This is a genomic window from Myxococcus sp. NMCA1 (genome assembly GCF_026810205.1).
Lineage (GTDB): Bacteria > Myxococcota > Myxococcia > Myxococcales > Myxococcaceae > Myxococcus > Myxococcus xanthus_A.
Genome location: NZ_CP113950.1, coordinates 6,165,083 through 6,189,945, shown reverse-complemented (window position 1 = coordinate 6,189,945; position 24,863 = coordinate 6,165,083). Strand labels below are relative to the sequence as shown.

Annotated in this window: 18 protein-coding genes; 1 reads left to right on the top strand and 17 read right to left on the bottom strand. The window is 69.0% G+C overall.

Translation table 11 applies throughout. The features are described 5' to 3' along the window. Positions 1 to 6 precede the first annotated feature (6 nt). From OZ403_RS25445 to tssI, 17 genes are all read right to left on the bottom strand, one after another. A complete protein-coding gene (locus OZ403_RS25445) occupies positions 7 to 564 on the bottom strand; it encodes a TlpA family protein disulfide reductase (protein WP_268781991.1) in 558 nt (185 codons plus the stop codon). A 59-nt stretch (positions 565 to 623) separates the two neighbouring features. After that, complete coding sequence (locus OZ403_RS25440) at positions 624 to 989, bottom strand: HPF/RaiA family ribosome-associated protein (RefSeq protein ID WP_140793678.1); 366 nt, start codon at positions 987 to 989, stop codon at positions 624 to 626. A gap of 149 nt (positions 990 to 1,138) precedes the next feature. Beyond that, positions 1,139 to 2,233: a hypothetical protein gene (locus tag OZ403_RS25435; RefSeq protein WP_140876234.1), complete on the bottom strand. Its 1,095-nt coding sequence runs from the start codon at positions 2,231 to 2,233 to the stop codon at positions 1,139 to 1,141. Positions 2,234 to 2,241: 8 nt separating this feature from the next. After that, positions 2,242 to 4,899, bottom strand: a complete 2,658-nt coding sequence (gene tssH, locus OZ403_RS25430; protein ID WP_268781990.1) for a type VI secretion system ATPase TssH — start codon at positions 4,897 to 4,899, stop codon at positions 2,242 to 2,244. 83 nt (positions 4,900 to 4,982) lie between these two features. Beyond that, on the bottom strand, positions 4,983 to 6,026 hold the full coding sequence (gene tssG / locus OZ403_RS25425) for a type VI secretion system baseplate subunit TssG (RefSeq protein ID WP_174258882.1): 1,044 nt from the start codon (positions 6,024 to 6,026) through the stop codon (positions 4,983 to 4,985). Beyond that, positions 5,990 to 7,741 carry a type VI secretion system baseplate subunit TssF gene (tssF, locus tag OZ403_RS25420; RefSeq protein ID WP_140793672.1) on the bottom strand — a complete coding sequence of 584 codons (1,752 nt, stop codon included), beginning with the start codon at positions 7,739 to 7,741 and terminating at the stop codon, positions 5,990 to 5,992. Before tssF ends, tssG begins: the two co-directional genes overlap by 37 nt. Before the next feature lie 37 nt (positions 7,742 to 7,778). Beyond that, positions 7,779 to 8,174 (bottom strand): type VI secretion system baseplate subunit TssE, encoded by a 396-nt coding sequence (gene tssE / locus OZ403_RS25415; protein ID WP_011554796.1) that lies wholly within the window; start codon positions 8,172 to 8,174, stop codon positions 7,779 to 7,781. 83 nt (positions 8,175 to 8,257) lie between these two features. Then, complete coding sequence (gene tssD / locus OZ403_RS25410; RefSeq protein WP_140793671.1) at positions 8,258 to 8,749, bottom strand: type VI secretion system tube protein TssD; 492 nt, start codon at positions 8,747 to 8,749, stop codon at positions 8,258 to 8,260. 119 nt (positions 8,750 to 8,868) lie between these two features. Next, on the bottom strand, positions 8,869 to 10,353 hold the full coding sequence (tssC, locus tag OZ403_RS25405; RefSeq protein WP_140793670.1) for a type VI secretion system contractile sheath large subunit: 1,485 nt from the start codon (positions 10,351 to 10,353) through the stop codon (positions 8,869 to 8,871). Positions 10,354 to 10,378: 25 nt separating this feature from the next. Beyond that, positions 10,379 to 10,873 carry a type VI secretion system contractile sheath small subunit gene (tssB, locus tag OZ403_RS25400; RefSeq protein ID WP_011554793.1) on the bottom strand — a complete coding sequence of 165 codons (495 nt, stop codon included), beginning with the start codon at positions 10,871 to 10,873 and terminating at the stop codon, positions 10,379 to 10,381. 82 nt (positions 10,874 to 10,955) lie between these two features. Beyond that, positions 10,956 to 13,013: a type VI secretion system protein TssA gene (gene tssA / locus OZ403_RS25395; RefSeq protein ID WP_268781989.1), complete on the bottom strand. Its 2,058-nt coding sequence runs from the start codon at positions 13,011 to 13,013 to the stop codon at positions 10,956 to 10,958. Between the two features lie 15 nt (positions 13,014 to 13,028). Beyond that, on the bottom strand, positions 13,029 to 13,961 hold the full coding sequence (gene tagF, locus OZ403_RS25390) for a type VI secretion system-associated protein TagF (protein ID WP_140855901.1): 933 nt from the start codon (positions 13,959 to 13,961) through the stop codon (positions 13,029 to 13,031). Position 13,962: 1 nt separating this feature from the next. Further along, entirely contained in the window at positions 13,963 to 17,655 is a 3,693-nt protein-coding gene (tssM, locus tag OZ403_RS25385; RefSeq protein ID WP_237077386.1) for a type VI secretion system membrane subunit TssM, read from the bottom strand. Continuing rightward, positions 17,655 to 18,371: a DotU family type IV/VI secretion system protein gene (locus OZ403_RS25380; RefSeq protein WP_090493012.1), complete on the bottom strand. Its 717-nt coding sequence runs from the start codon at positions 18,369 to 18,371 to the stop codon at positions 17,655 to 17,657. Before OZ403_RS25380 ends, tssM begins: the two co-directional genes overlap by 1 nt. A 15-nt stretch (positions 18,372 to 18,386) precedes the next feature. Then, entirely contained in the window at positions 18,387 to 19,712 is a 1,326-nt protein-coding gene (tssK, locus tag OZ403_RS25375) for a type VI secretion system baseplate subunit TssK (RefSeq protein WP_268781988.1), read from the bottom strand. 38 nt (positions 19,713 to 19,750) lie between these two features. Further along, positions 19,751 to 20,368 (bottom strand): type VI secretion system lipoprotein TssJ, encoded by a 618-nt coding sequence (tssJ, locus tag OZ403_RS25370; RefSeq protein ID WP_140799204.1) that lies wholly within the window; start codon positions 20,366 to 20,368, stop codon positions 19,751 to 19,753. Positions 20,369 to 20,515: 147 nt separating this feature from the next. Further along, complete coding sequence (tssI, locus tag OZ403_RS25365) at positions 20,516 to 22,780, bottom strand: type VI secretion system tip protein TssI/VgrG (RefSeq protein WP_140799202.1); 2,265 nt, start codon at positions 22,778 to 22,780, stop codon at positions 20,516 to 20,518. 230 nt (positions 22,781 to 23,010) lie between these two features. Here tssI and OZ403_RS25360 point away from each other — a divergent pair, with 230 nt between their 5' ends. Beyond that, the gene (locus OZ403_RS25360; protein ID WP_140793654.1) at positions 23,011 to 24,849 is read left to right on the top strand and encodes an OmpA family protein; all 1,839 of its coding nucleotides are present in this window, start codon (positions 23,011 to 23,013) and stop codon (positions 24,847 to 24,849) included. Positions 24,850 to 24,863: the final 14 nt, after the last annotated feature.

The following is a 24,863-nucleotide window of genomic DNA, read 5'->3' as shown; positions in this document are numbered from 1 at the left end:
CCAGGGCTACAGCACCAGCCGCCAGGACAGTCCGGCCAGGGTGGTGTAGCCCACCGCCGCGCGCTCCACGCGCCCCTCCGAGGAGAGGAAGAACACGGTGGGGAATGTGTTCACGCGAAAGGCGGACTGGATGGCGTCGTCCCCGAGGAGCACCGGGTAGTCCACCGCGTGCTCCCGGGCGAAGCGCCGCACGGCCTCCTCGTCTTCGTAGGCCACGGCGACGGACACCACATGCGCGGAGTCCCCCGCGAGCTTGCGCAGCTGCGAGAGGTTGGAGGACTCCATTCCGCAGACGCCGCACCAGGGGGCCCAGAAGGCCAGCACCACCGGCTTGCCACGGAGCGCGTCCAGCCGCACGGTGTCACCGGTCAGCGTCTGGAGGGCGAAGGCGGGCGCGGGTGTCCCCGCTCCGGGAAGGTTCCGGGCCTGCCACGCGGCCACCGCCGAGAAGAGGAGGGCGAACACGGCCAGGTCCACGCCCCAGCGCACCCATCGCCGCTCCCGGGCACGGGCCCAGGTGGATTTCAGCCTCTCCAACAGCCCCGTGCCGCCCATCATGTGCATCCTTTCGATTCGGGACAGGCCACGGCCGCCCGGAAAGGGGCGGCCGTGCCTGCGTCACATCATGTCAGCGCGGCGGCCTCGTCGGGCTGCCAGGCCGCGTCACGCAGCCGGGCGCCGTCCTGGCGCTGCGCGCGGCCCACCGCCCGCGTGACGGCGTTGCTGGCGCGCTCCAGCGTCCGGTCGATGGCCGCCAGCAGGTTTGTATCCGAGGACTCGATGGCCAGCTCCCGCCCGTGCTCCAGCCGGAGTGACACGCGGCACACCTGGTCCACGCCGCCCTTGGGGCCGTTGGCATCCTCCAGTCGCACGACGACTTCCTTCACCCTGTCGGACAGCCGGTCCAGGGCGAAGCGCACGCGACGCTCGGCGTAGGTTCGAAGGGTCTCTGTGAGGGGGATGTTCCGGGCTCGGATTTCGACTCGCATCCAGGACGCTCCTTCCGGGGCCCACCATGGGCCCACGCCTCTATCTCTGTCGTCGTGACGCTTTTGCCGCAAATAGGAAAAGCCCCCGTGAGCGCTTCGGAAAACCGAAGGTTCACGGGGGCCGGTGGCGGGGCCATGAGGCCCTGGAATCAAGGGCCGCTGGACGTCGCGGTGCTGCCCGCGGGCTTCTTGGCCGCCGCCTTGGCGGGTGGGCTGGCCGCGCCCGCCGTCGCGGGGGCCTTCGCCGTGCTGGCCGCCTCCGGGGCCGCGGTGTCCGTGGGGGCCTTCTTCGCGGGCATGGCCCAGATGGGGGCCTCTGGCACCGCGCGGGCACCAATGCGCACCTGCTGCTCCACCATGCGCGACCACAGTGACGCCTTGTTGCCTACCAACGCGTTGTTCGCCAGCTCCAGGGCCCGCGTGTCCTGCGCACGACGGTAGAGGCGCGGGGCCACGTCCGGCTGGGCCGGGTCGGAGTCGCTCACCTGCACCTGCTCCTGCACGCTGATGCCGTCCTCCGCGAAGGTGAGGGTGGACGTCAGCTCGAACTTGCGGCGCAGCCCGTTGGGCAGCTCGAAGGTCATCTCCCTGGAGAGGGGGAACCACGCGGCGCCCAGGCAGGCGCGGCTCGCGTTGGAGACGGACTCACTGAAGAAGCGGTTGGTGCGCAGCGGCATGATGCGCGCGTGCCGGCGGCAGACCTCCTCGTCGCCGGAGGTGCACGCGTCACCCTCCGCGACGAGGATTTGCGTGCCCTTCACCTTCTCCAGGCGCAGCTTGGTGTGCTTCGCCATGGCGCGCAGCGAGCCCAGGGCCTCCACCCGGAATCCCTGCTCGGTGGTCTCCACCAGGGCCACCGGGCCCAGGGCCTCGCCGTTGGTGAAGCGCCGCGTCTGCACCCAGACCAGCCGCTGGCCCGCCTGGAGCGTCTCCAGGACCAGGTCCTCCTCGGAGAGCTTCTCCGCGGGAGGCAGGGCCTGCGAGTCCGGACCGGCCTCCACGCACTCGTCCGCGGCCGGGTCCTGCCACCACACCGGGGCGCCGGCGCAGTCCACGCTGGGGCGCGGGTTGGCGCCCGTGTCCTTGTCGTAGCCGTGGAGCAGCAGCGCGAACCAGGTGTCCGGCGTGGGAAAGGAGCGCGCGTTGGGGCCCGCCTCGGCGAAGCACATCGACGGCTTGGGCACGGTGGCGCAGCCGGCCAGCAGGGACAGCGCGACGGCGGAGGCCTGAAGCGTTCGTTTCATGGGTTCTCTCAGGCCTCGGCGAACCGGAGGTCCCAGTCGCCTCCCTCGGTCAGGGCCACATGCAGCTTCGGGGGCACCGCGCCGCTCACCAGGTGCTGCAGCAGCTCGCGGGACAGCGCCGGCATCAGCGAGCCCTGGAGAATCTGCTCCATGTTGCGCGCCCCCATCTCCGACTCCGTGCAGCGGCGCGCAAGCTCGTCCAGCAGCTCTGGCGCCAGCGTCGTCTCCACGTTGTGCGCCGTGCGCAGCCGGCTCACCAGCTTGGCCAGCTTCATCTCGGCAATCTGGCGCATCACGTCGCGCTGCACCGGGCCGAAGGGGACGACGGTCATTCGAGCCAGCAGCGCCGGCTTGAAGTGCTGGCTGAGCGCGGGGCGAATCACCGACAGCACCTCCTCGGAGGTGGGCTGCGCGCCATCCTCGAACATCCGCATCACCAGGTCCGAGGCCAGGTTGCTGGTGAGGATGAGCACGGTGTTCTTGAAGTCCACCGCGCGGCCCTCGCCGTCCGTCAGCGAGCCCTTGTCGAACACCTGGTAGAAGAGGTTCATCACCTCCAGGTCGGCCTTCTCGCACTCGTCCAGCAGCACGACGGAGTAGGGCCGCTGACGCACGGCCTCCGTCAGCAGGCCGCCCTCGCCGTAGCCCACGTAGCCCGGCGGCGAGCCGATGAGCCGGCTCACCGTGTGCTTCTCCTGGAACTCGCTCATGTTGAGCGTCGTCATGAAGCGCTCGCCGCCGTAGAGCGCGTCCGCCAGCGCCAGCGCCGTCTCCGTCTTGCCCACGCCGCTGGGGCCCACGAAGAGCATCACGCCAATGGGCGTGTCCGGGTTGCGGATGCCGGCCTGGGAGATGCGGATGATTTCCGCCACCTTCTTCAGCGCCGCCTCCTGGCCCCGCACCCGGCCCCGGAGCTTGTCCTCCAGGTTGAGCACCGACTCCAGCAGGTCGCTGCGCATCTTCCCGACGGGCACGCCCGTCCAGCCCGCCACCACCCGCGCGACGATGTCCGCGTCCACGTCCGCGTGCACCAGCGGCACCTCGCCGCGCGTGGCCGCCAGCTTCGCCGCCGCTTCGTCCACGGCCGCCTTCAGTGGCGCGGAGTCCGTGTCCGGAGCGGCCTCGCGCAGGGCCTTGCGGGCCTCCATCAGCGCCGCGACGGCCGTGCGCTCCGTCTCCCAGCGCGCATGCAGCGTGGCACGTGCATCCACCGTGGCGCTCAGCTTCGCCTCGGCGGCCTCCAGGGACGTCTGTTCGTCCGGGCCGCCCGTGCCCTCGGCGAGGTCGCGCTTGCGCGTGTCGCGCTCGCGCTCCAGCGCCGAAATCTCCTGGTCCAACTGCACCAGCTCCTCGGGCCGGGTGGACAGCTCAATCTTCACGCGGGCCGCGGACGTGTCGAGCAGGTCCACCGCCTTGTCCGGGAGCTGCCGGCCGGAGATGTACCGGCTGGACAGGCGCACCGCGGCGACGACGGCTTCGTCGCGGATGATGACGCCGTGGGCCGCTTCGTACGTGGGGCGCAGGCCGCGCAGCATCAGCTCCGCGTCCTCCTCGCTGGGCTCCTCCACCTTCACCGGCTGGAAGCGCCGCTCCAGCGCGGCGTCCTTCTCGAAGTACTTCTTGTACTCGGCCCAGGTGGTGGCCGCGAGCGTGCGCAGCTCGCCGCGCGCCAGCGCCGGCTTGAGCAGGTTGGACGCGTCCGTGCCGCCCTGCGAGCCGCCCGCGCCGATGATGGTGTGCGCCTCGTCGATGAACAGGATGATGGGGGTGGGGGAGGCCTTCACCTCGGAGATGACGGCCTTGAGGCGGTTCTCGAACTCCCCGCGCACGCCCGCGCCCGCCTGGAGCAGGCCCAGGTCCAGCCCCAGCAGCTCCACGTTCTTCAGCGCGTCGGGCACCTCGCCCCGGACGATGGCCCAGGCCAGGCCTTCCACCAGCGCCGTCTTGCCCACGCCGGGCTCGCCCACCAGGATGGGGTTGTTCTTCCGGCGGCGGGAGAGGATGTCCACCATCTGCCGGATTTCGCGGTGCCGGCCGAAGATGGGGTCAATCTTCCCCTCGCGCACCCGGCCCGTGAAGGACGTGGCGAAGCGCTTGAGGGCTTCATCCCCACGGCCGCCAGCGCCACCGGCCGCGCCTCCTGATGCGCCACTGGCGGCGGCATCCGCGGAGGCGACCTCGACATTCTCGGGCGAGGGCCGCAGCACCACGTCCAGCGAGCTCATCAGCTCGTCGCGGCTGATGGCGTCCAGTTCGGGGAACAGCTCCGCGGTGTAGCGCGCGCGCCGGCTGACGAACTGGGCGAACAGCAGGCCCGAGCGCAGCCGCGTGGCGCCCTGCTCCACGGAGGCCAGGAGCCACGCTTCCTCGAACCACTGGAACAGCGTCTCGGAGAAGACGGGCCGGCCGGAGCTGCCCGCGCGCAGGCCCTGGAGGGCGCGCTCCATGCTGGCCAGCAGGTGCCGGCGGTCCACGCCGAACTGCTGGAGGATGCGCGCGACGTCGGAATCCTCCGGCTCCAGCATCTGCACCAGCATGTGCTCCGGGACGATTTCATAGAACCGTCCCGCGCTGGCCCGGGCCACGGCGGCCTCGAGCAGACGGGTAGAGGTGGGCGTCAGGCGACGGACGAGCGCTTTCGGATCGACGCGAATGGGAGCCCCCAAAAATGACAGCGGTGGTGGACGGTATATCGGGCGCGCCCCGGCGACGTAAATCCCCGCGCCTCGCGCCCGCCTGCTCTAACGACTCATTTCACCACGGGGACACTCATCTGCGTCTGCTGACTCAGGCCCAGCCACGTGTCCCGCCCGAGCTGACTCGGCTCCCGGCTGGAGAGCCGGAACTGGTGCTGCACGCCTTCGGTGAGCCCCAGCTCCAAATCGTACTCCAGGGGGTCCCTCACGAAGAGGGCCACCACCTCGCGCACCAGCGGCAGCAGGTCCCCTTCCTGCATCAGCCGCTTGTAGGCGCGCGGCGGCAGCGGCCGGATGTGGATTTGAATCTTCCCCGTCCGGTCGAAGGCCTTGCCGCCCAGCAGCATGTTGCGTCCCAGCTGGTGGTTGGAGTGGCCCAGCCGCGCCCGGGCGTCGATGTCCACCCAGCGGCCCACGAACTGGCGCACCGACACCCGCGCGCCCTCCAGGTCGTCGCCCAGCACGTCCTCGAGCGCGACCTCCAACTGCTCGGACGTCCTCGCCCGGCTGGCCAGCAGCGGGGCGATCCGCAGCAGACGCCAGGTGGGCAGCGTGCCCTCCAGGGGCTTCTCGTAGGTGTCGAACCCGCCCAGCGCCAGCAGACGCCGGGACCACTGGTCCGAGAAGGAGGTGTCTGTCTCGCTGGTGACGCGGTACTTCGACTCGATGCGGTACAGCAGCGACAGCAGCCGGTGGTGGAAGAGGTCCAGGAACTCGCGCCGTACCGGGTGGTCCGGGTCCTCCTGCGCCACTTCCTCGGCCAGGTAATGGGGCAGGGGACTCACCGAGCCCGTCAGGCCCAGGAAGCGTGTCACCACCTCGAAGAGCGGCCGCTTCGAATACGGGTCCTCCGCCCGCACTGGCACGTGGTGCAGCGTCACGGACGACACGTCGCCCGAGGGGAACCCCAGGGACGGGTCGTGCCGGAAGCGAATCATCTCCTCGTTGACGGGCCCCGAGCCGCCCACGCGGGTGGCCTGCGACGTCAGCCGCTCCAGGAACGCCACCAGGGGAAAGAAGCTCACCCGGGGCGCCAGCTCGGCCAGCTTCTGGGCCGTCTCTACAAAAGCGTCTGGGAGCCGTTCCTCGGAAGCCACGCGAACTCCGTCTGCGAGGGGTGAAGCCGGATGCTCAGCTCGTTGAAGGAGTTGATGGTGACGTGGGAGGCGAGCAGTTCCTCCAGCACGGAGCCGAAGAGGAACGAATCGCCCACGCCCATGAAGTTCTCTTCGTCCAGGTCCACCCGGGTGCGGTGGCCCCGCAGCGGCGCGCCCTCCAGGAAGCGCGTCACCGGCTTCGTCTCCACCGCGCGGATGGCGTTGATGCGCAGGCGACTGGCGCGCGCCGCCAGGTTGTCGGTGAGCGAATGGAAGTTGTACAGGTCCATCAGCCGCCGCAGCGCGGCCGCGTCCGCTAGCGAGTGCTGGTTGATGGCCAGGTGCGACAGGAGCCGCCAGTGCAGTTCGGTGCCCAGCGGCGCGCGCGCGGGCCGGCTCACCGGGGAGATGTTCTTGAACTTCGCCTGCGTGGGGCTGGCGGAGGTGGACGCCGTCAAGTCACCCACCTGCAGCCGCGAGGGCAGCGAGCGGTTGGTGCACGTCAGGTCCATGGACAGCGCTTCCTCGGCGTTGACCTCTGGCGCGATGTTCCGCGGCGTCTCCAGGGTGATGTACGTGTCGATTCCTTCGTCCAGCGGCGAAGGCGCCCGGCGCAGCCGATAGAAGGACTGCTCGGCGTCCCCGCCCGCGGTGTGGGTGAACTCGTAGAAGGGCCGGTAGACGCGCCGCTCGTTGCGCCCGGCCTTCAGGCCCGTCACCGAGTCCACCGAGTACACCTCCGCGTGGTTGGGGGGCAGGTCGGACGCGCGCAGCAGGTGCTCCCGGTCCAGCGTGCGGTGGAGGATGGGGTCCGCCGGCACGCTGAAGAGGTTCACCACGGGGGCGCAATGCAGCCGGAACATCTCCCGGTGGATGCGCGCATCCAGGGGCGGCGGCCGCTCCAGGTGGAAGGCAATCTCGAAGCGGTCCTCCTTCAGCCCGGCGGCGGCGTCCAGCCCGCGCACCTCGAAGAACAGGAACTTCTCCGGCAGCGTCAGGTACTCCTGGAGGTGCCGGTAGCCCTCACTGGCACGCGGCCAGGGCAGCAGCTTGAAGTCCCGGTGGAAGCCCACCGGTTGGATGGCATTCACCGGAAGCTTGATGCCGTCTCCCTGTCCAGACGCGCCGCGCACGCGCACCTGGCGGCAGTAGCGGAGCAGCCACAGCAGCACCACCGACGCGGCGGACAGGTCGGCGTGGATGAACAGGCGCAGGCCTTGCTCGCGGAACACCTCCGCGCGGCCCTGCTCCGTCGTCTGGAAATAGAGGCGCAGCACCGGCGCGGTGATGGACGACCGGTCCAGGAGCGCGTCGGTGAGCTGCACCGGCAGCAGGTCCACGTCCGTGGTGGTGCGGAAGACGCAACTGGTGCCGTCAATCGGCTGGGACGCCACCTCCGCCCCGGCGGCAAGCCGCGAGCGGCCGCGCAGCGCACGCAGGTGCGGGGTGAACTCGACGATGGTGGAGGCCGGCAGCGGGCGCAGGTAGTGCGGCAGCAGCAGCTCGGTGAGTCCGTGCACCAGCTCCGGCACGTCGTCGTCCACGCGCTCGCGGATGCGGGCCGCGAGGAACGCGAAGCCTTCCAGCAGCCGCTCCACGTCCGGGTCCGCGCCGCGCTCCACCAACAGGCCCGCGACAGAGGGGTTGGCCAGCCCGAAGGCCCGTCCCATCTCCCGCAGGTACGACAGCTCGCTCAGGTAATACTTGCTGAACATCCTCGCCCTCCGCCACGCACCCCTGGATTCACCCAGCTCACCACAGGTCCACGCGTCCGCCCGGGTGCACCTGGGTATGGAAACGCACCATGCCTCGTCGATCCCGCGTGGCCAACTGGGCGGTGATGTCGAAGCGCAGCGCCGTCGGGTCCACCGGGTCCGCGTTGTAGTGCACCACCACGCTCTTCAGGCGCGGTTCGAACTCCTGGATGGCCTGCCGGATGGACTGCGTCATCCGCGGTATCGCCGACGGGTAGGAATGGACGATGTCGTTCAGGTCCAGGATGCCGTAGCCCGGTGAGGCCACGGACTCACCCTTGCGCGTGTTGAGGAGGTTGCGCAGGTGCTCGGCGATGGATTCAACGACGTCGCCAGGCGGGGCGAGCGTGCCGTTGCCTTCAGCGATGCGCGACAACAAGCCTCGGGAGCCCATGGATTTCCTTCAACAGCGCAAGTACCCCAACCCCCGGCCGCCCGCGTAGCCCACTGCACGGACGGCCGGTGGAGGGACGGACATCAACGCTGGGTGTCCCAGGTGTCCTCGTGCGTGACGCCGCCCTGGGTGATGGTCCAGTTGATGGTGTGGAACACCAGCTGGAGGGTCTCCATCGGGGGCAGGTTGGTGCTCGCCGGCACGAAGGAGTTCGGCACCGTCTGCTGGATGGCGTTGATGCGGGCCTTCTTGATGGACACCGTGTAGAACTGCTCGGTGGTGCCGTCGCCCGTCGGGTTCGGACGGAAGAACTTGAAGGTCGCGTCGATGACCTGGTTCTCGCAGAGGGCCTTCATCAGCAGCGGCGACGCCTTGTCGATGCGCTTGGTGATTTCGATGCCCTCGTACTGGCGGCGGCCCGTCGCCAGACCGGAGCCGGCCTCGCGAGCGGTGAAGACCTTCTGGCTGTACGCGACGCACTCGATGGAGTCCGCGCGGCCCAGGCTGGTCTGCGTGCTGTCGCCCTTGATGTCGCTGCCGTTCGCCTTCAGGTACAGGTGTACTGATTCAGCCATGACTTCAACCTCGTCGCTTTGCGCGCGTCCGCGCGCTGGTGGACCCAGGCTCACCCTGAGCCTGGGTTTGTTGGAGCCCCTAAACTAGCTGAAATGACCGACGCTGGGTGAAACGGGCTCTACTCCTTGTCCAGCTTGCCCACGAGGGACAAGGTGAACGACGCACCCATGTACTTGAAGTGGGGGCGCACCTGCAGGCTGCAGCGGTACCAGCCCGGCTGACCCTCCACGTCCTCCACCACCACGCGCGCGGCGCGCAGGGGGCGGCGCGAGCGCACGGCGGGCGCCGGGTCGTCCATGTCGGAGATGTACTGGCTGAGCCAGTGATTGAGCTCGCGCTCCAGGTCCGACTTCTCCTTCCAGCTTCCGATCTGCTCGCGCTGGAGCACTTTGATGTAGTGCGCCAGGCGGGTCATGATGAACATGTAGGGGAGCTGCGTGCCCAGGCGGTAGTTGGTCTCCGCCGCCTTGCCCTCCGGGGTGTTGCCGAAGAACCGGGGCTTCTGCGTGGAGTTGGCGCTGAAGAAGGCCGCGTTGTCGGAGTCCTTGCGGAACACCAGGCCGATGAAGCCCTCCTCGGAGAGCTCGAACTCGCGCCGCTCGGTGAGCATGACCTCGGTGGGAATCTTGGTCTGGATTTCCCCCATGGCCTCGTACTGGTGCAGCGGCAGGTTCTCCACCGCGCCGCCGGACTGGGGACCGATGATGTTCGGGCTCCAGCGGAACTTGGCGAACGAGTCCGCCACGCGGCTGGTGAGCGCCACGGAGGCGTGACCCCACAGGTAGCGCTCGTGGTGGCCCACGACGTCCTCGGTGAAGTTGAAGGCCTTCACCGGAACCGTCTTCTCACCGTAGGGCAGGCGCAGCAGGAAGCGCGGCAGCGCCAGGCCCACGTAGCGGGCGTCCTCGCTCTCACGGAACGAGTGCCACCGGGCGTACTGCGGACCCTCGAAGAGAGACTTGAGGTCCTTCAGGTCGGGCAGCTTGAGGAAGCTCTCCTCGCCGAACACTTCCGGCGCGGCATTGCCGATGAAGGGCGCGTGCGCCATGGCGGCCACGGAGGCGCACTTGCGAAGCAGCTCCATGTCCTGCGGGCCCACGTTGAAGTCGTAGTTGGCGGAGATGATGCCGTAGGGCTTGCCACCGAAGACGCCGTACTCGTTGGAGTACACCAGCTTGTACAGGCCGCTCTTGGTGACCTCGGGCGCGTCCTCGAAGTCCTTCTGCAGGTCTTCCTTGGAGGCGTTCAGCATCTCCACGCGGGTGTTCTCGCGGAAGTCGGTGCGGTCCACCATGAACTTCAGCGAGCGCCACGAGGCCTCCAGCTTCTGGAACTCCTTCGCGTGGAGGATTTCGTTGACCTGGGAGGACAGGCGCTTGTCGATTTCGGCGATCATCGCGTCGACGAGCGCCTTGTCCACGCGCTCCTCGGAGCGGTTGGGCGCCAGCATCTCGGTGATGAAGGCCTGCACGCCGCGCTTGGCGACGTCGTAACCCTCGTCCTTCGGCTTCAGCTTGGCCTCGGACAGGATTTCGTCGAGCAGGGACAGCGAGGCGTCATTGGCGACGCCGGTGGACTTCTGGGTCTGGGTCTCGTTGGCCATGGCGATTCGGTTCCCCCGGAAAGGGCTACTTGGTCTCTTCGGTCAGACCCAATTCCTTGATGAGTGCCTTGCGTCCGTCCTCGTCGGCGAGCAGGGCCTGGAGCTTCTTGCGGAACGCCGGCAGGTTGCCCAGCGGGCCCTTGAGGGCGTTGAGCGCGCTGCGCAGCTCAAGCAGCTTCTTCAGCTCCGGCACCTGATTGACAACGCTCTCGGGCGAAAAGTCATTCAGATTCTTGAACTGGAGCGACACGTTCATCGTGGCGTTCGGGTCCGCCGAAAGCTTGTCGGCGGCGGTCAGGGTGACCTTGAGGTTCTGCTGGGCCATGACTTCATTGAAGTTGGCCTTGTCCACGTTGATGGGCGCGCGCTGCTCCAGCGGACGGGCGTCTTCCTGACCCGTGAAGTCCCCCAGCATCAGCACCTTCAGCGGCAGCTCCACCTGCTCCTGCGCGTTGCCGGTGGCGGGCTTGTAGACGATGTTGACGCGCTCGGTCGGGGCGACGGAACTCTCTTTGCTCATCTGCGGCTTTCTCCTTGAGAACTGCGTAGAAGACGCGGGCGTCGCATGAGGGAGCGCTTCGCCGCGGTACGACGGGTGTCTTTCAAGCGCCGACGCGCAGCGTGGCGGAAGAGTCCAGCAACGCTAGACGACGATACCGGTTTCGAAATTTCACTGCCACCGGTCCAGACGCCTTTTCCTCGTCGGTTCGGGTTTGCAGCCACCCCTCCAGACACGCGGCGGCGAGCGCCGGCTCCCAGGTGTCGAGCGCGTGGGCGGAGACCTCTTCGTCCAGTGCGTCATAGACGGCGCGCGCGAGCGGCAACTGGCCCGCATTGGCACACAGCCGCGCCAGCTCCAGCCGGGAGATGAAGCGGGCGCGGCCGGTGCTGGCGGCGGTGACGGCGGCCTGCAACCGGGTGACAGCTTCGTGAACGCGGCCTTCCTCCAGCAACGTGCGGGCTTCGGCTTCCAGCGCCGCGCTGTCGGCATGGACAGGCGGGCCCAGTGCCAGGGGCCCCAGGGCCAGGGCCGTGGACACCGACACCGCGGCGGCGGACGGGGCGGGAGGGGGCGCGCTCGCGCGGAGGACGTGGTCGCGCAGCCAGTCTAGGGTGGCGTCGTCCGTGAGCGGGGTGCCCAGGGTGGAGATGCGCGTCTCCACGCCAGCCATCCGGCGGAGCTGGATGGCCAGTTCCTGCACCAGCGCGGTACGAGCCCCGGCGTACGCGGCACCCAGTCCCTCCAGGGCGATGGCGCTGTAACGGTGGAGCGTCAGGGTGAATCGGTGGCGAGCCAGGGCTGATTCGGACTCGTCCAGCAGGTCGCCCCAGCGCTGGTTCTGCTCCAGGGTCTCCAGCTTGGTGCGCAGCAGGTCCGGCAGTGGGTGAATCTGCGTGCGGCCATTTCCATCCGCGGCGGGCGGCTGGGTCAGGTGCAGCCACAGGCCCATGCGGTTGAGGCGGTAGGAGAGCGGGTCCTCGGGGCTTGCCCGGCGCAGCGCGCCCGCGGCGCCCAGCAGCGCGCCGCCCACGGTGCGCAGGAAGTCCGTGACCGCGTCCACGCTGGACAGGTCCGGGGCGGAGGGAAGCTCGGGGAGGGGAGGGACTTCGATGGCGGCGGCGCGCGGCGGGGCTTGTGTGCCGTTCGCGGAGGCGCTGCTTGGGTTGGCTGCACTGCCTTTGCCTGGGGCGGTGTCCTGAGCGGTGTTGCCTTTTGCCGCGGGGGCGCTCTTCGCTGTGGGATTGCCCTGGGTGGTGTTGCCTTTGCCCGCGGCGGCGCTGTTTCCAGCACCGTTGGCTTGAGCAGGTTTGCCGTTGGCGGTGGCGCTGGCATTGCCTTGGGAGGGCTTGCCGTTGGCCGCGTCCCGAGCGGAACGGTTGTCATTGCCATGGGTGGACGTGTCAGCGCTGTCCGGAGGCGCTCCTTGCCGCGTGGCATGCGCGGAGTCCGCCGCGCGCACACCGGTCTCTCCGGCCTCGCCGGACGCGGAGTCCTCCTCATGGGACGACGCATTCCCATCCACCGGGGGCTGCGAGGCGTCTGCGTCCCCCGAGGACGCGGTGCGTCCATCCGGGACGCTCACGGGTTCAGGCTCGGGGAGTCCGGCGCGGAGCCGGGCGATGGCGTCCTGGAGCGGCCCGAACGCGGGGGCCATGTCGGAGAACCGCTCGCGTGAGAGCTGGGCCAGGCGCTTCACCGCGACCGCCAGCGCATCCAGGGGCTCCGCGCTCACGGAGGCCTGGTCCACGGTGGGCAGGATGCGACCCAGCCGGTCCACGAACCAGGCCACGGCGTTGGCCCGGCCGCGCAGCCGCTTCGCCTCCGGGAAGAGGTCCTGCCAGTAGCGCTCCGTCACCTCGGCGAGCACGGCCGTGCCGGTGGCCGCGCCGTCCAGGCCGCGCGTGGCATACAGGCCGTAGGCCATGTACGAGGCGAGCCAGAGGTCCTTGGTGGTGTGCTTCAGCAGCTCGCTGGCGCCCTCGACGACGTCATCCCAGCGCACGGCGTTGCTGGCCGGGGACTCCAACTTCGCGACTTCCAGCGCGACGGCCTCGTAGGCGGGCTCGTGCTTCGCCTGCACGCCGGCCGGGGACGCCCCCGGCACGGGCTCGGCCCAGGGGAGGGCACGCTCGCGAAGCTGTTCCAGGATGGGAGGCATAGGCGTGGCGGGGCTTCAGCGCGAAAGCGTCTGCAACAGCTGTTCCAGGGTGGTGGATGGCGCGTCGATGACCTGTCGCGCCGAGGCCGTGAGGCCCTTGCGCGCGTTGTCGATGGCGGCGGGGCGCTCGGTGCGCAGCGGCCACACCTGGGCGCCCGGACGGCTGGGCTGGGCCAGCGCGAGGAAGAGGGCAGGGGAGGCCGCTCCCAGGCTGATGAGCAGCCGGGGCTTCTCGCCCTCGGACCAGAAGAAGGCCGGCGGCTGGTGCGTCCACTTGAGCAGCCGCGAGGACAGCTCCAGCCAGGCCACCGGCCCCACGCGCGTGGACAGCGGACAGTCCAGGGTGACGCCAGCCGGTGACTGCTCCCTTCCGCGCTCGCCCGCGCACGCGGTGAGGAAGGTGTGCAGCGCGTAGTATCGCCCACCTTCCGGCGTGCCCTCCACCACCGGGCCCAGCAGGTCCACGGTGTGGTGGTCCGCCAGCACGGCGTTGAGCAGCCGCTTCGCGAGGCTGTAGTCCCCCGGCCCCGGCAGGGGCAGCGCCGCCACGCGCTCCAGCAGCTGTGGCACCTCCAGCTCCACGGCGGACTGGGCCAGCGCACCGGCGGCGCGCAGGAAGGGCTGGTACGCCTCTGGTGTCAACGCGAGCCGCGAGGCCGTCTCCGCCGAGGACACCTCGGTGAAGACAGCCAGGGGGAATGTCCGGCCCACGCTGTCCTGGCTGGGCGCCATCAGCCCCACCAGCGCCTGCTTCTGGCCGGGCGCGGTGAAGACGAAACAGACGGGCTCGGCGGGCAGGTCCACCCGGGCTCTTCGCGAACGCTCCACGCCCGCTTCCATCCAGCCGTAGAGCTGGAGGGCCAGCGGGGTGGCCGCGTTGTGGCGGATGAACTCGGCCTGTCGTGGCGTCTTGCCCAGCAGGCCGATGCGCGGCGACTGCACTGCCATGTCAGTGAACTCCATCCGCCGCGATGGCCTGCGGCGCGCACTCGCCCTTGCGCGCGATGCTCGTCGGTGGCTGCAACCCCGGGTCCCGGAAGATGGCCAGCAGCTTGGACGTGTTGCCCGACATCCCGAAGAACGGGTTGGCGGTGCGCTCCGGACGGAAGTCGATGGAGACCAGCGCGCCGTTCATCTCCTCGATTTCCCACGTCGCGGTGAAGTAGCGGCCGTCCGCGCTGGGCTCGATGCGCTTGACGCGCTCCAGCAGGCGGAACAGGCCCCAGTCACCCTCGGCCTCCAGCGTCGTCTCCGTGGAGCCATCCGCGCTCTGCACGGTGATGCGGGCGCCGAGCTTGCCGGCCTGACCGGGCCAGATCATCGGCTTCCACACCGTGTCCGGGCCGTTGCGGTACGTCTCGTCCGTACCGTCGAGTGTCAGGGTGATGGATGAAATCTGCGACGCCATGCCGTCCGCGGAGACGCCCGGGCGGAGGCGCACCTGGAAGCGGACCAGCGGGTCCACCGTGTCGCCGCCAGGGAAGAGCGTGGTGGAGAGCGCGCCCGTCTTCTCCAGGAAGCCGAGCAGGTCAGGCCGGTACATGACCCCGCCCGACGAGGTGAACTCCCACCGGCGTCCGGTGGCCACCACGTCCTCCAGGAGCTGCTCCTTGACGAACTTGCGCACCAGTCCGCCTTCGGGACGCAGGAACTCCGCGACCTCGGGCAGCGGCGCGTCCGCCTGCGACGCGCGGTCGAACGGGTACTTCCCCTTGAAGGCGCTGCCCCAGGCCATCACCACCTGGTCCTGCCACAGCTTGCTCTTGTTGCAGGCCACGCCCACGAACACCACCGAGCGCATCTCCTGGAAGGGTGGCAGCAGCAGCCGCTCGAAGATGGCGACGTTGTCCGTCTGCTTGCGGACCATCATCTCCACGTTGTTGCGGGTGGACTCAATCTTGTCCAGCAGCAGGCCGGACTCGGCCGGCTTGTCCTTCACCGCCAGCAGCGTCGTCTGGACGGTGGCCAGCTGGTCCTCGTACGAATCCAGCGCCGTCAGGGACTCCTCGCCGTCCTCCGTCTTGGAGGCCTCCGTGGCGAAGCGGATGAGCGAGGCGAACTCACGCTCCAGGTCGCGGGCCGTGACTTCCTGGGCGCCGGAAGGTGAGTTGGCGTTCAGCAGCTCGCGCTTCTTCGGCACGTCCTTCCCAGACTCCGAGCCGAACAGCTTCCCCGCCTTGGCCAGGAAGCCCGTGTCGGCTTCCGCTGCCTTGGTGTCGCGCTTGTCGAGCACCACGTTGTACGTGAGCGCGCGGAACAGCCGCCCATAGGGCTTGGGCTTGCCGCGCGTCAGGTTCGTCAGCAGGCTCTCCATCTGCGTCAGGTTCTCCGGCGCCTGCACGCGGATGGAGCCGAGGAAGTCCTTCCACTCCTGGGTGTAGGCCTCGAAGTAGCGGGTGCGCAGCTCGCGCCGCGAGCTCACCGTGTCCACCTTCTCATCGCGGTCCAGCACCCACGACTGCTGGTCCTGGAAGGCCAGGTCCAGCCGCTCGCGGATGACGTCGTCGTAGGCCTTGCGCGTGAAGGCGCCTCGCACGCGCGAGGTGGCGTTCATCTGCGGCACCGAGCCCACGAGCTGCTCTAGCGTTACGTCCGGGTACGCGCCGCTCATGTTGGCCACCAGCTGTGCCAGCTCCAGCCGCACCAGGGGCACGTTGTTGAGCGAGCGGCGCGCCGACTGCACTACGCCGGTGACGCGGCCGAAGGCGATGCGCTGCTCGCGCGCCGGCTTCTGCTCCTCGGGGAGCATCTGCTCATTGGCGAGCATCAGCAGGAACGTCTCCGCGTGGTTCGCCACGGCCCGCTCGTCCACCGCGTCGCCCCGCACGCGCTTCCAGTGCTTGACGATTTCGTCCTGGAGCCACTTGCGCTGCAGCTCGTCCAGCTCCGGCTCGCGCGGGTCGCGGGGCGTCGTTACCAGCAGGTACATCTTCAAGTCGTCGAAGTACTGGCGGTACGCGTCGAAGTGCTTGCTGTAGTCCTCGTCGCTGCGCACCGTCAGCAGGTCCGGGTTCTTCCCGAAGCTGTCCAGGCGCTGCTGGATGAGCTCGAACTGCTTGCCGAGCAGCACCCGGCGCAGCGCCGCGTTGTAGAACTGGCGCGCCTGCGGCAGCAGCTTCTGGCCCTGGTAGAGGCCGAAGCGCATGAACACGGGCGCGCTGCTTTCCTCGTACTCCGTCAGCTCCTGGAGCCGGTTTCGCAGCGGAATCAGGTCCTCGACGCGCCGGATGTCGTCACGTGGGTCCAGATTCACACTGGTGATGGCCTCGGTGACGGCCTCCGCCATGTTGCGGTTCTTGAAGAAGGACACCGTGGGCAGCGACAGCAGCAGCACCGTGGCGGCGGAGGCCGCGCTGGCCAGCATCATCCGCTGGCGGCGCACCCGCGCTTCCTCCAGCGAGCTGCGCACCGCCACCTGCTGGTCCTGGAACATCACCTTGGTGAAGACGTCCCAGAGGAAGTAGCTGCGGCCGTCCGTCGCGCCATCCGTCTGCGCCCGGCCGTTGGTGCTGCCGAAGATCTCCGCCGCGGACGGGGACACCTTGTCCACCGGGCGCAGCTCCTGCGTGCCGCTGTTGAAGTACAGGCCGCGGAAGACGGGCGTGTCCTGGAACACGTTCTCCAGGAAGAGCGGCTGGAGGAACTCCGCCAGGTTCTTCCGGAGCGCGTCGAACTTCTGCGGGAAGCCGTAGATCTTCTCGCGCGTCTCCAGCCGGCGCTCCTGGCCCAGCCGGCGCAGCGAGCGCTGCTCCAGCACGGAGAGCATCTGGTCGAAGCGCTCGCGGAACAGGTCCGTGCTCGCCTCGCGCTGCTGCTCCAGCGGCACGGTGAAGCCCCAGATCTGCCCGCGCTCCACGCGCGACAGGTCGGAGAACATCTCCACGAAGCCGGGCAGCAGGTCGCACTTGGTGATCATCACGTACACCGGGACCAGCATCTTCAGCCGGGTCGTGATTTCATCCAGGCGCTCGCGGATGGTCTGCCCCATCTCCCCCACGGCCTGCGGGTCCGCGTTCAGCAGCTCGCTGACGCTGATGGCCACGATGAGGCCGTTGATGGGACGACTGGGGCGGTGCTTCGCCACCGTGTCCAGGAAGGCCAGCCACTCCGGCCGGTCCTCCTCGGCGCTGGTGTAGCGGCCGGCCGTGTCCAGCAGCACGGCCTCGTTGGTCAGCCACCAGTCGCAGTTGCGCGTGCCGCCCACGCCGCGCACGCCGCCGCGCGCGGAGAGATAGGGGAACTTCAGCCCGGAGTTGCGGAGCGCGGTGCTCTTGCCGGCGCCCGGAGGACCGACGATGAGGTACCAGGGCAGCACCGCCAGCGCGTCCTTGCCACCGCGCGCCAGCTTGGAGGCCTTGAGCGCCTCCACCGCCTTGGTGAACTCCGACTGCATGGCCTTGATTTCGGGCTGCAGGTCCGGCCGCACGGTGGTGGCCTGCTCATCCGCCTGCGCCGCCAGCGCGCCCTCCAGCTTCTTGGCCGCGGCGCGCGCGCGGATGCGCTTGACCAGCCACACCACGCCGGCGGCCAGCATGCCCGCGAGCGCGGCGATGATGGCCGCCTGCTGCATGGAGAAGCCCAGGTAGGTCATCAGGGCGAACATCGGCGCGCCGATGCCCAACAGCGGTAACAGGTACGCCATCACTGCGCCCCTCCCGCCGCCTGCGTCTGGCTGGCGCTCGTCGCCGTGTTGCGGGCCGCGTGGACCTCGATGCGGCTTCTCAGCTCACCGACCTTGTCGTTGAGGAAGAACTGCAGCACGCCGTAGAACAGGACGGCCACCGCGAGCGCCCCGGCGGAGATGCCCACCATTGACGCTTTCTTGCGCTTGGAGAGCAGCGATTCGGTGGGCCGGTCCCCGTGCGGCGACAGCACGTCGAAGTCGAAGGGTCGCGCGCGCTCCAGGTCCTTCTGCACCGTGTCGATGAGCGTCATCAGCTCCAGCTCGCCGCCGCGGATGCGGTAGCGGCCCTGGAAGCCGAAGAGCATGCACAGGTAGTAGACCTGCAGCACCTCATGCCGGTGCGGGTCCTTTCGCACGGTGTTGAGGCGCGCGAAGAAGCCGTCGCCGGCGACGTTCTCGTTGAAGTAGTGGAGCTGGAGGGGCATCCAGAGCTGTCGGTACTCCTCCGGGCGGCCCAGGACGACCTCGTCGATGAGCGCCACCAGCGCGTAGGCCATGTCCTGGGCATCCTGATGGCTGAAGCCCAGCACGGCGGCGCGGCGCAGCGTCTCGTCCACCACGCCGCGCAGGCGGTGGTGCAGCGTCTCGGGCGGGGGCACCGCCGAGGCTTCGGAGCCGCGCAGCTGGATGGCGGCGTCGAAACAATCCTTCGTGGCTTCGGTGACTCGGTCCATGGGCGGCTCGGGGCGTCAGCGATTGGCGGTGGGAACCGCGAGCAGTTCCACGGTCGTTCGGCTCGCGTCGAACGGCTGCGGGAGGTAGATGGCGAGGTTGCGGTCCCGCATCACGTTCCTCCAGTAGCCGTCATTCATGGAGAGGCTGAAGTAGACGGTGCCCGGCTGCACGGGGACTTCGGGCGGCGGCCGGTACGTCACCGCCAGCGGCACGCCGGGCGCAGCGGCCTGCACCAGCGCGCGGATGTCCTCCCAGGCGGCCACCTTCGACAGCTTGGGAAGCTGCTCGGCCACCACCCGCTCCGGCAGCTCGCTGCGCACCGCGAGGATGAAGTGGCCGCAGCGCTCCAGCCGGTCGTCCTCCAGCCGGCCGCGGAACATGCCGTCTGCGCCCGCCGTCAGGTCCACCGACAGGCACTGCTCCAGCGCCACCGAGCGCATCAGCTCGGAGAGGCGGCGGAACAGCTCCTCGAAGGTGGCGCGCAGGTTGGTGAACTGGAAGGTGGGCAGCGTGGACGGGTCCGCGCTGACGGAGAAGGTGCACAATTGCCCCGCGCACTGCGCCAGCGCCAGGTACAAGTCCCTGGGCCGCAGGTTGCCCGCGTCCAGCGCGTGCTGGAGGAAGGGGATGGTGCCGTTGAGCGCGTTGAGCTCCAGGAAGAGCGTCACGTCGCCCGCGGTGAACTCCAGTGCCGAGGCGTCCCGGTGCCGCCGCCGCGAGGACAGCTGCCGCTGCTTGGACACCAGCAGCCGCAACATCGTCCGCAGCTCGTTCATGATGAACGGGGACGCGTCGATGCGCAGGCACGGCGGGATGAAGGACTCCACCAGCGTCAGGTTGCCGGAGCGGTCGCGGGACAGCTCGCACAGCTTGATGGACTCGAAGTCGTCGCGCGGCTCGGTGCCGAACAGCAACCTCACGTTGCGCTGACCGAAGGCCACCTGCGAGATGGAGGTGGAGGCCGTCAAGTCACTGACGGGGCGCGAGGCGGGCGTGTAGCGCGGGCTGCTGCCCAGCCGCTCCCCGCTGCCAAAGCTCTCCACGCCGCTGCGCTCGCGCGGCACGCCCAGGTACACGTCCAGGGTGCGCTGGGCGGGCGGGAAGTAGCCATCCGCGGGCCTCGCGGGCGGCGCCTCCGCGTCCCCGGACTCGAAGGAGACCGGCAGCCCGTCGGGGAGGATGCCGGTGAAGTGGGTCAGCTGCACCTGGCCGGCGCGCAGCGCCTCCATGTCGAACTCCAGGGCCACGACGCCCCAGGGATACGGTTCGAGCGAGGCCAGCCGCTGATCCAGCAGTTGCTCGTGGTAGAGGTCCTGCTGCTGGAGGTGGTGGGGGCTCATGAACATGCCCTCCGACCACACGACTCGCTGCACGGACTTCATACACCTCTCCGCGGCGACACGCCGTCGCCTGCTTGGGGTTGGAGTCGAGGCTCCGGCGCCTGCGTCATGGGCCGGAACATCAGGTCAATCTGATAGCCTTGCAGCCGGTAGCGGAAGACCTCGTCTCCCGGCTTCGGGTCGCCCTGGTCACCCGCGGGGCGCTCCACGCAGCGCGCTTCCTCCACCACGGGGAGCGCCGCCACCGTCCGCCACGAATAGCCCAGTGGCTGCCGGAAGTGCCCCATGGCCAGGACGAAGCGGGCCTTCGGATCACGCTGCACCCAGCGCTTCACCTGGCGGCCGGGCGGAATCACCAGCTCGGCCACCTGGAGCAGGTCCTCCTTGAGGAACTCCTCCGGCTTGCCCCACATGTCCTTGAAGCCCGCGCGCTCCAGCCGGACGCTGTCCTTGAGCTGGACGATCTGCACCACGGTGGGCAGCGAGCGCCCGCGCGCGTCAGGATTGAGCTGCTCCGACGCATCCACCACCACTTGGAACGGCGGCGGCGTCTCACACGCCTGGGGCACACGCTTTACGCAGCCCGCGCTCCCGCTCAAGGCGGCCGCGAGCGCGATGACCACACCCCACCGAAGGTTCCGGCCGGCACGCTTCACCCGACCGGCGCCTGTGTGTCCTAGCGCCAAGATTCGCATTCCTTGAAAGAGCGCACGGGTCCTTACAACTTCCGTGCGAAGCGTAAACTGCCAGACAGGACGGACAGGATTCAAGCCACCCCCCAGATGGCGGTTCCCTGTTTGCTCCTAGTTCTCGGAAATCTTGGAGCCCTTGATGACGACGTCGCCCGACGCGGTGACCTCGATCTTGGCGCCCTTGATGACCACGTCCCCGTTCTTCTTCACCTGGAGCGTGGCGGAGCCGACCTTGAGGGTGAACTGCTCCTGGGCAACCAGTGAGATTTCCTTGGCGGACAGTGTGTAGGCGTCCTTGGCGGCGTGGTTCACCTTGCCGGCCACGCTGACCAGCATGTCCTTGTCTACCTTGAGCGTGCGGGACTTACCCACCTCTTCGGAGAGGTCCCCGCCCACCTGGAGCGTGCGGGCGCCCTTGACCGTCTCGGACTTCTTGGCGCCGACGACCTCCACCTTGGCGCCACCCACCTGTTCGGACTTGAGGCCGCCCACCAGTTCGTTGAAGGCGGCGCCCACGGTGACGGCGAGCGCGCCGCCCACGTTGAGCATCTTCCCCAGGGCCACCGTTTCCGCGGAGGCCATGGCCACCGTGAGGGCCTGGTTGCCGCTGACGCTGATGGACTGATCCCCGGCCACCGCTTCGGTGTGGTTGCCGCCCACGGTGGTGGAGCGGTTCTGCGTGACGGCCAGCGTCTGGTTGCCGGTGACGGTGCTGTCGTCGTTCTTCTTCACCAGCAGGGCCTGGTTGCCCTCGATGACGCGGGAGCGGTCCTTGCGCACCAGCAACGTCTCGTTGCCGCGGACCTCCTGCGTCTTGTCGTTCTCCACGACGATGTTGAAGTCCTTCTGCGCGTGCAGATAGACGAGCTCGCTGCCGGCCGCGTCCTCGAAGCGCAGCTCATTGGAGCCCGCGCCGCCGGGGCTGGAGCTGGAGCGCAGCGTGCTCTGCGTCTTGTTGCCGGGCAGGTCGATGGGCGTCGGATTCGCCCCGTTGTAGACGCTGCCGGTGACGATGGGCCGGTCCGGGTCGCCCTCGAGGAACTCGACGACGACCTCATGGCCGATGCGCGGCAGGTACAGGGCGCCCCAGCCCGGGCCCGCCCAGGCCTGGCTGACGCGAATCCAGCAGGAGCTCTTGTCGTTGTTCTTGCCCTCGCGGTCCCAGTGGAACTGGACCTTGATGCGGCCGTGCTCGTCGGTGTGGATCTCCTCGCCGCTGGGGCCCACCACGATGGCCGTCTGCGCGCCGGGAATCACCGGCCGGGGCGTCACGCGCGGCGGGCGGAAGGGCACCTCCGCGGGCTGGAGGAGGAACTCGTTGCGGTAGTCCTCCCGGCTGCGCAGCGAGCCCTGTTCGATGCTCAGCGCCTCCGACTGGTGGCCCAGGTGCCGCACGGAGACGGGCAGGTACTTGCGGTTGGCGGCTTCGTCCGGGTGCTCCGCCAGTTCGAAGGAGTGGCCCACGCAGATTCGGCGGCTGTAGCTGGCGCCCGTCACTGTCTCCGCCCGAGCGCGCAGCTCCTCCAGGCGCACCTTCGCCAGGCTGCGGCCGGGCGCGGGCTCTTCATAGCGGCCGGGGTAGTCGTAGATTTCGAGCGCGGCCTCTCCGTTCTCCGCCTCGGAGCTGGTGCCCAGGTCCTGGGCGGGGCGCAGGAAGTTGTAGTCGCGCAGGGCCACGGCGCCGGGCTGCACCTCCATGCGGGAGACCAGCTCGTGGACGTACTCCTGCGAGGCGACCATCTGGCTGCGCTCGCGGAAGACGAGCTTGGATTCGCCCTGCATCGCGGGATTGGCGGAGGCGCCGTCGCCAATCACCATCATGTGGGCGTCCTCGCCGTGCTCGAAGAAGTAGAAGATGCCTTCTTCCTCCAGGAGGCGGGACACGAAGTCGAGGTCGGACTCGCGGTACTGCACGCAGTAGTCGCGCTTGGGGTACTCGCCGGTGAGCGCCAGCCGGTGCTCCACCTTGGCCTCGTCCAGCACCTTGTGGACGATGTCCGGGACGGTCATCTCCTGGTAGATGCGGCTCTTGCGGCGGTGGCGGAGCGTCCACAGCCGCGGCACCACGGTGGCGCGGTAGCGGCGACGCTCGGGGCCGCTGCCTTCATCCCACCGAGACATGCGCGACACGATGCCGTGGAAGAAGCGCGCGGTGCCGTCTCCGAGCATGACGGTGAGCCGGGCGTCCTGACCCAGCAGCGCCTTCTCATCCACGTCCACGTCCGGCCGGGCGGCCAGTGCCACCTCCACCGCGTAGGGCTGGGACAGCGTCTCCTCGGCTTCAAAGCCAAGGACGGCCAGCTCCCCGGCGGTGAAGGACCCTGCCTGGAACTCGAACTCAGCCTGGTTGGCTTTCAAGGCGGCGTTCGCGATCATCCACAGACCCCCAGCGCGGGGCCTCGTCCATAGGATTGGGCCCGTTTGTGGTGCGGCAGCATGCCACGAATTGGCGTACCAGGGGGGCCTGACACGAAATTTTCATTGCCGGCGTGCGCTGACGCTGGGGCCACCCCATTCCAGGTCGGACTTCGGTGTAGAGTGGAAAAGGGGGGCTGGCTTGAAACTGCGGGTCTTCCCGGGGTACCCAGACGGCTTCGGGGAGAACCATGAGAAGAAAAGAGCTCCTGCACCGCGGGCTCGCGCTGGCACTCGCGCTGACGTCCCTGTCCGCCGGGGCGCAGGATGCATCGCCCCTCCAGCGCGGTTTCGATCTGGAGCGCTTGGAGCTGAACCCCGGGGCGGAAGGCTCGCTCCTCGTGGGGCTCGGTGAGCTCCTGCCCAAGGGACATTACCGCGCGACCGTCCTGGCACACTACGCCCACAACCCGCTGCTCTTCGTCGATACGGGCCGTGAGCTGGCGGTGGTCGGGAATCGGGCCACCGCGCATCTGGCCGCCGCCTATGCGCCGTTGGCCTGGCTTCAGGTCGGGCTCCAGGTGCCGCTGGTTGCCTTTCAAGGTGGGGATACCCTGCTCATGCAGGAGCGGAACATCGCCGCGCCCGCGAGCCAGGCCCTGGCGACGCCCCTGGTGAGCGGGCGGTTTGGCTTGTTGCGGCAGGAAGTGCATGGTGGCGTGGACCTCGCCGTGGAGCTGGGCGTGGGATTGCCGTTGGGCTCACGGGATGCGTTCTCACGGGATGGAGATTCGCTGCGCTTCTCGCCGAAGGTGATGGTGGGGCGCCACTTCGGCTTCATCCGGGCGGGGGCGGAGGTCGGGTACACGCGGCGGCCCCGGTTGTTGTTGACGGAGAAGGAAGGCGACCTCGAAGACGAGGTGGGCGAGGAGCTCCGGGTGGGCCTGGCGCTCGCGACCACGGGGCGGCGGACGCGGTGGGAGTTCAACGTGCGGGGCATGGTGCCGCTGACCAACCAGCCCGCCTCCGTGGAGCTGCTGCCGGGCGGTCGCTACCTGGTCAACTCCTCCTTGGAGGTGTTCGGGCTGGTAGGCATTGGCGTGGGCTCCGCGCCGGGAACGCCGCTGTTCCGGTTGATGGTGGGCGGTTCCTTCGGCCAGGTGACGCCGCCGCGCGGCCCGGGCGAGTCGTCCGTCATGTGCGAGATGGGACTCCCGCCGGAGGTGAAGGTCGTGGAGTGCCCCGACCTCGACGAGGACGGCGATGGCGTGCGCAACACTGATGACAAGTGCCCCCTGGTGGCGGGTGACGTGGCGCGCAGCGGCTGCTCCGCGCAGGACACCGACGGCGATGGCATCGAGGACATGCTCGATGGTTGCCCGTTGGAGCCGGGACCCGCGGCGCGGCAGGGCTGCCCCACTCCCGACGAGGACAGGGACGAGGTCCCGGACGAAATCGACAGCTGTCCCACGGACCCGGGACCCGCGGACAATCGCGGTTGCCCGATTCGGGACACCGACGGCGACGGCATCGACAACGACAAGGATGAGTGTCCCAGCGAGCCGGGGCCCGCGGAGCGCAATGGCTGCCCCGAGTCGGATTCGGACAAGGACGGCGTCCCCAACCGTGTGGACAGCTGTGCCAACGAGCCCGGCGACGCGAAGAACCTGGGCTGCCCGCTGCATGTCCTTCCCCTGGTGGAGCTGCGGCCGGACCGCCTGGTGGTGATGGGCAAGGTGTTCTTCGAGCCCGCGCAGGCACGCGTGCAGAGCCGCTCCTTCGAAGTGTTGGACTGGGTGGCGAAGGTCATCAATGAGCACCCGGAGATTCCGTCCGTCGTCGTGGGCGCGCACACGGATGACCGTGGCTTCCCGGACGCGAACCGCCGGCTGTCGCAGGGCCGCGCGGAGTCGGTGCGTCAGTACCTCATCACCAAGGGCGTGGAGCCGGGCCGGCTGCAGTCCGTGGGCTTTGGCCAGGACCGCCCCATCGATAGCAATGCGACCTCCAACGGCCGCGAGAACAACCGCCGCGTGGAGTTCCTGCTGGTGGTTCCCGAAAAGGAGAAGACGGGCACCCCCCGTCGCTAAGCCATGGGCCATCC

Coding starts and splice junctions, on each gene's coding strand:
- OZ403_RS25445 (WP_268781991.1), bottom strand. CDS start 564: ATGCACATGATGGGCGGCACGGGGCTGTTGGAGAGGCTGAAATCCACC.
- OZ403_RS25440 (WP_140793678.1), bottom strand. CDS start 989: ATGCGAGTCGAAATCCGAGCCCGGAACATCCCCCTCACAGAGACCCTT.
- OZ403_RS25435 (WP_140876234.1), bottom strand. CDS start 2,233: ATGAAACGAACGCTTCAGGCCTCCGCCGTCGCGCTGTCCCTGCTGGCC.
- tssF (WP_140793672.1), bottom strand. CDS start 7,741: ATGTTCAGCAAGTATTACCTGAGCGAGCTGTCGTACCTGCGGGAGATG.
- tssE (WP_011554796.1), bottom strand. CDS start 8,174: ATGGGCTCCCGAGGCTTGTTGTCGCGCATCGCTGAAGGCAACGGCACG.
- tssD (WP_140793671.1), bottom strand. CDS start 8,749: ATGGCTGAATCAGTACACCTGTACCTGAAGGCGAACGGCAGCGACATC.
- tssC (WP_140793670.1), bottom strand. CDS start 10,353: ATGGCCAACGAGACCCAGACCCAGAAGTCCACCGGCGTCGCCAATGAC.
- tssB (WP_011554793.1), bottom strand. CDS start 10,873: ATGAGCAAAGAGAGTTCCGTCGCCCCGACCGAGCGCGTCAACATCGTC.
- tssA (WP_268781989.1), bottom strand. CDS start 13,013: ATGCCTCCCATCCTGGAACAGCTTCGCGAGCGTGCCCTCCCCTGGGCC.
- tagF (WP_140855901.1), bottom strand. CDS start 13,961: ATGGCAGTGCAGTCGCCGCGCATCGGCCTGCTGGGCAAGACGCCACGA.
- tssM (WP_237077386.1), bottom strand. CDS start 17,655: ATGGCGTACCTGTTACCGCTGTTGGGCATCGGCGCGCCGATGTTCGCC.
- OZ403_RS25380 (WP_090493012.1), bottom strand. CDS start 18,371: ATGGACCGAGTCACCGAAGCCACGAAGGATTGTTTCGACGCCGCCATC.
- tssK (WP_268781988.1), bottom strand. CDS start 19,712: ATGAGCCCCCACCACCTCCAGCAGCAGGACCTCTACCACGAGCAACTG.
- tssI (WP_140799202.1), bottom strand. CDS start 22,780: ATGATCGCGAACGCCGCCTTGAAAGCCAACCAGGCTGAGTTCGAGTTC.
- OZ403_RS25360 (WP_140793654.1), top strand. CDS start 23,011: ATGAGAAGAAAAGAGCTCCTGCACCGCGGGCTCGCGCTGGCACTCGCG.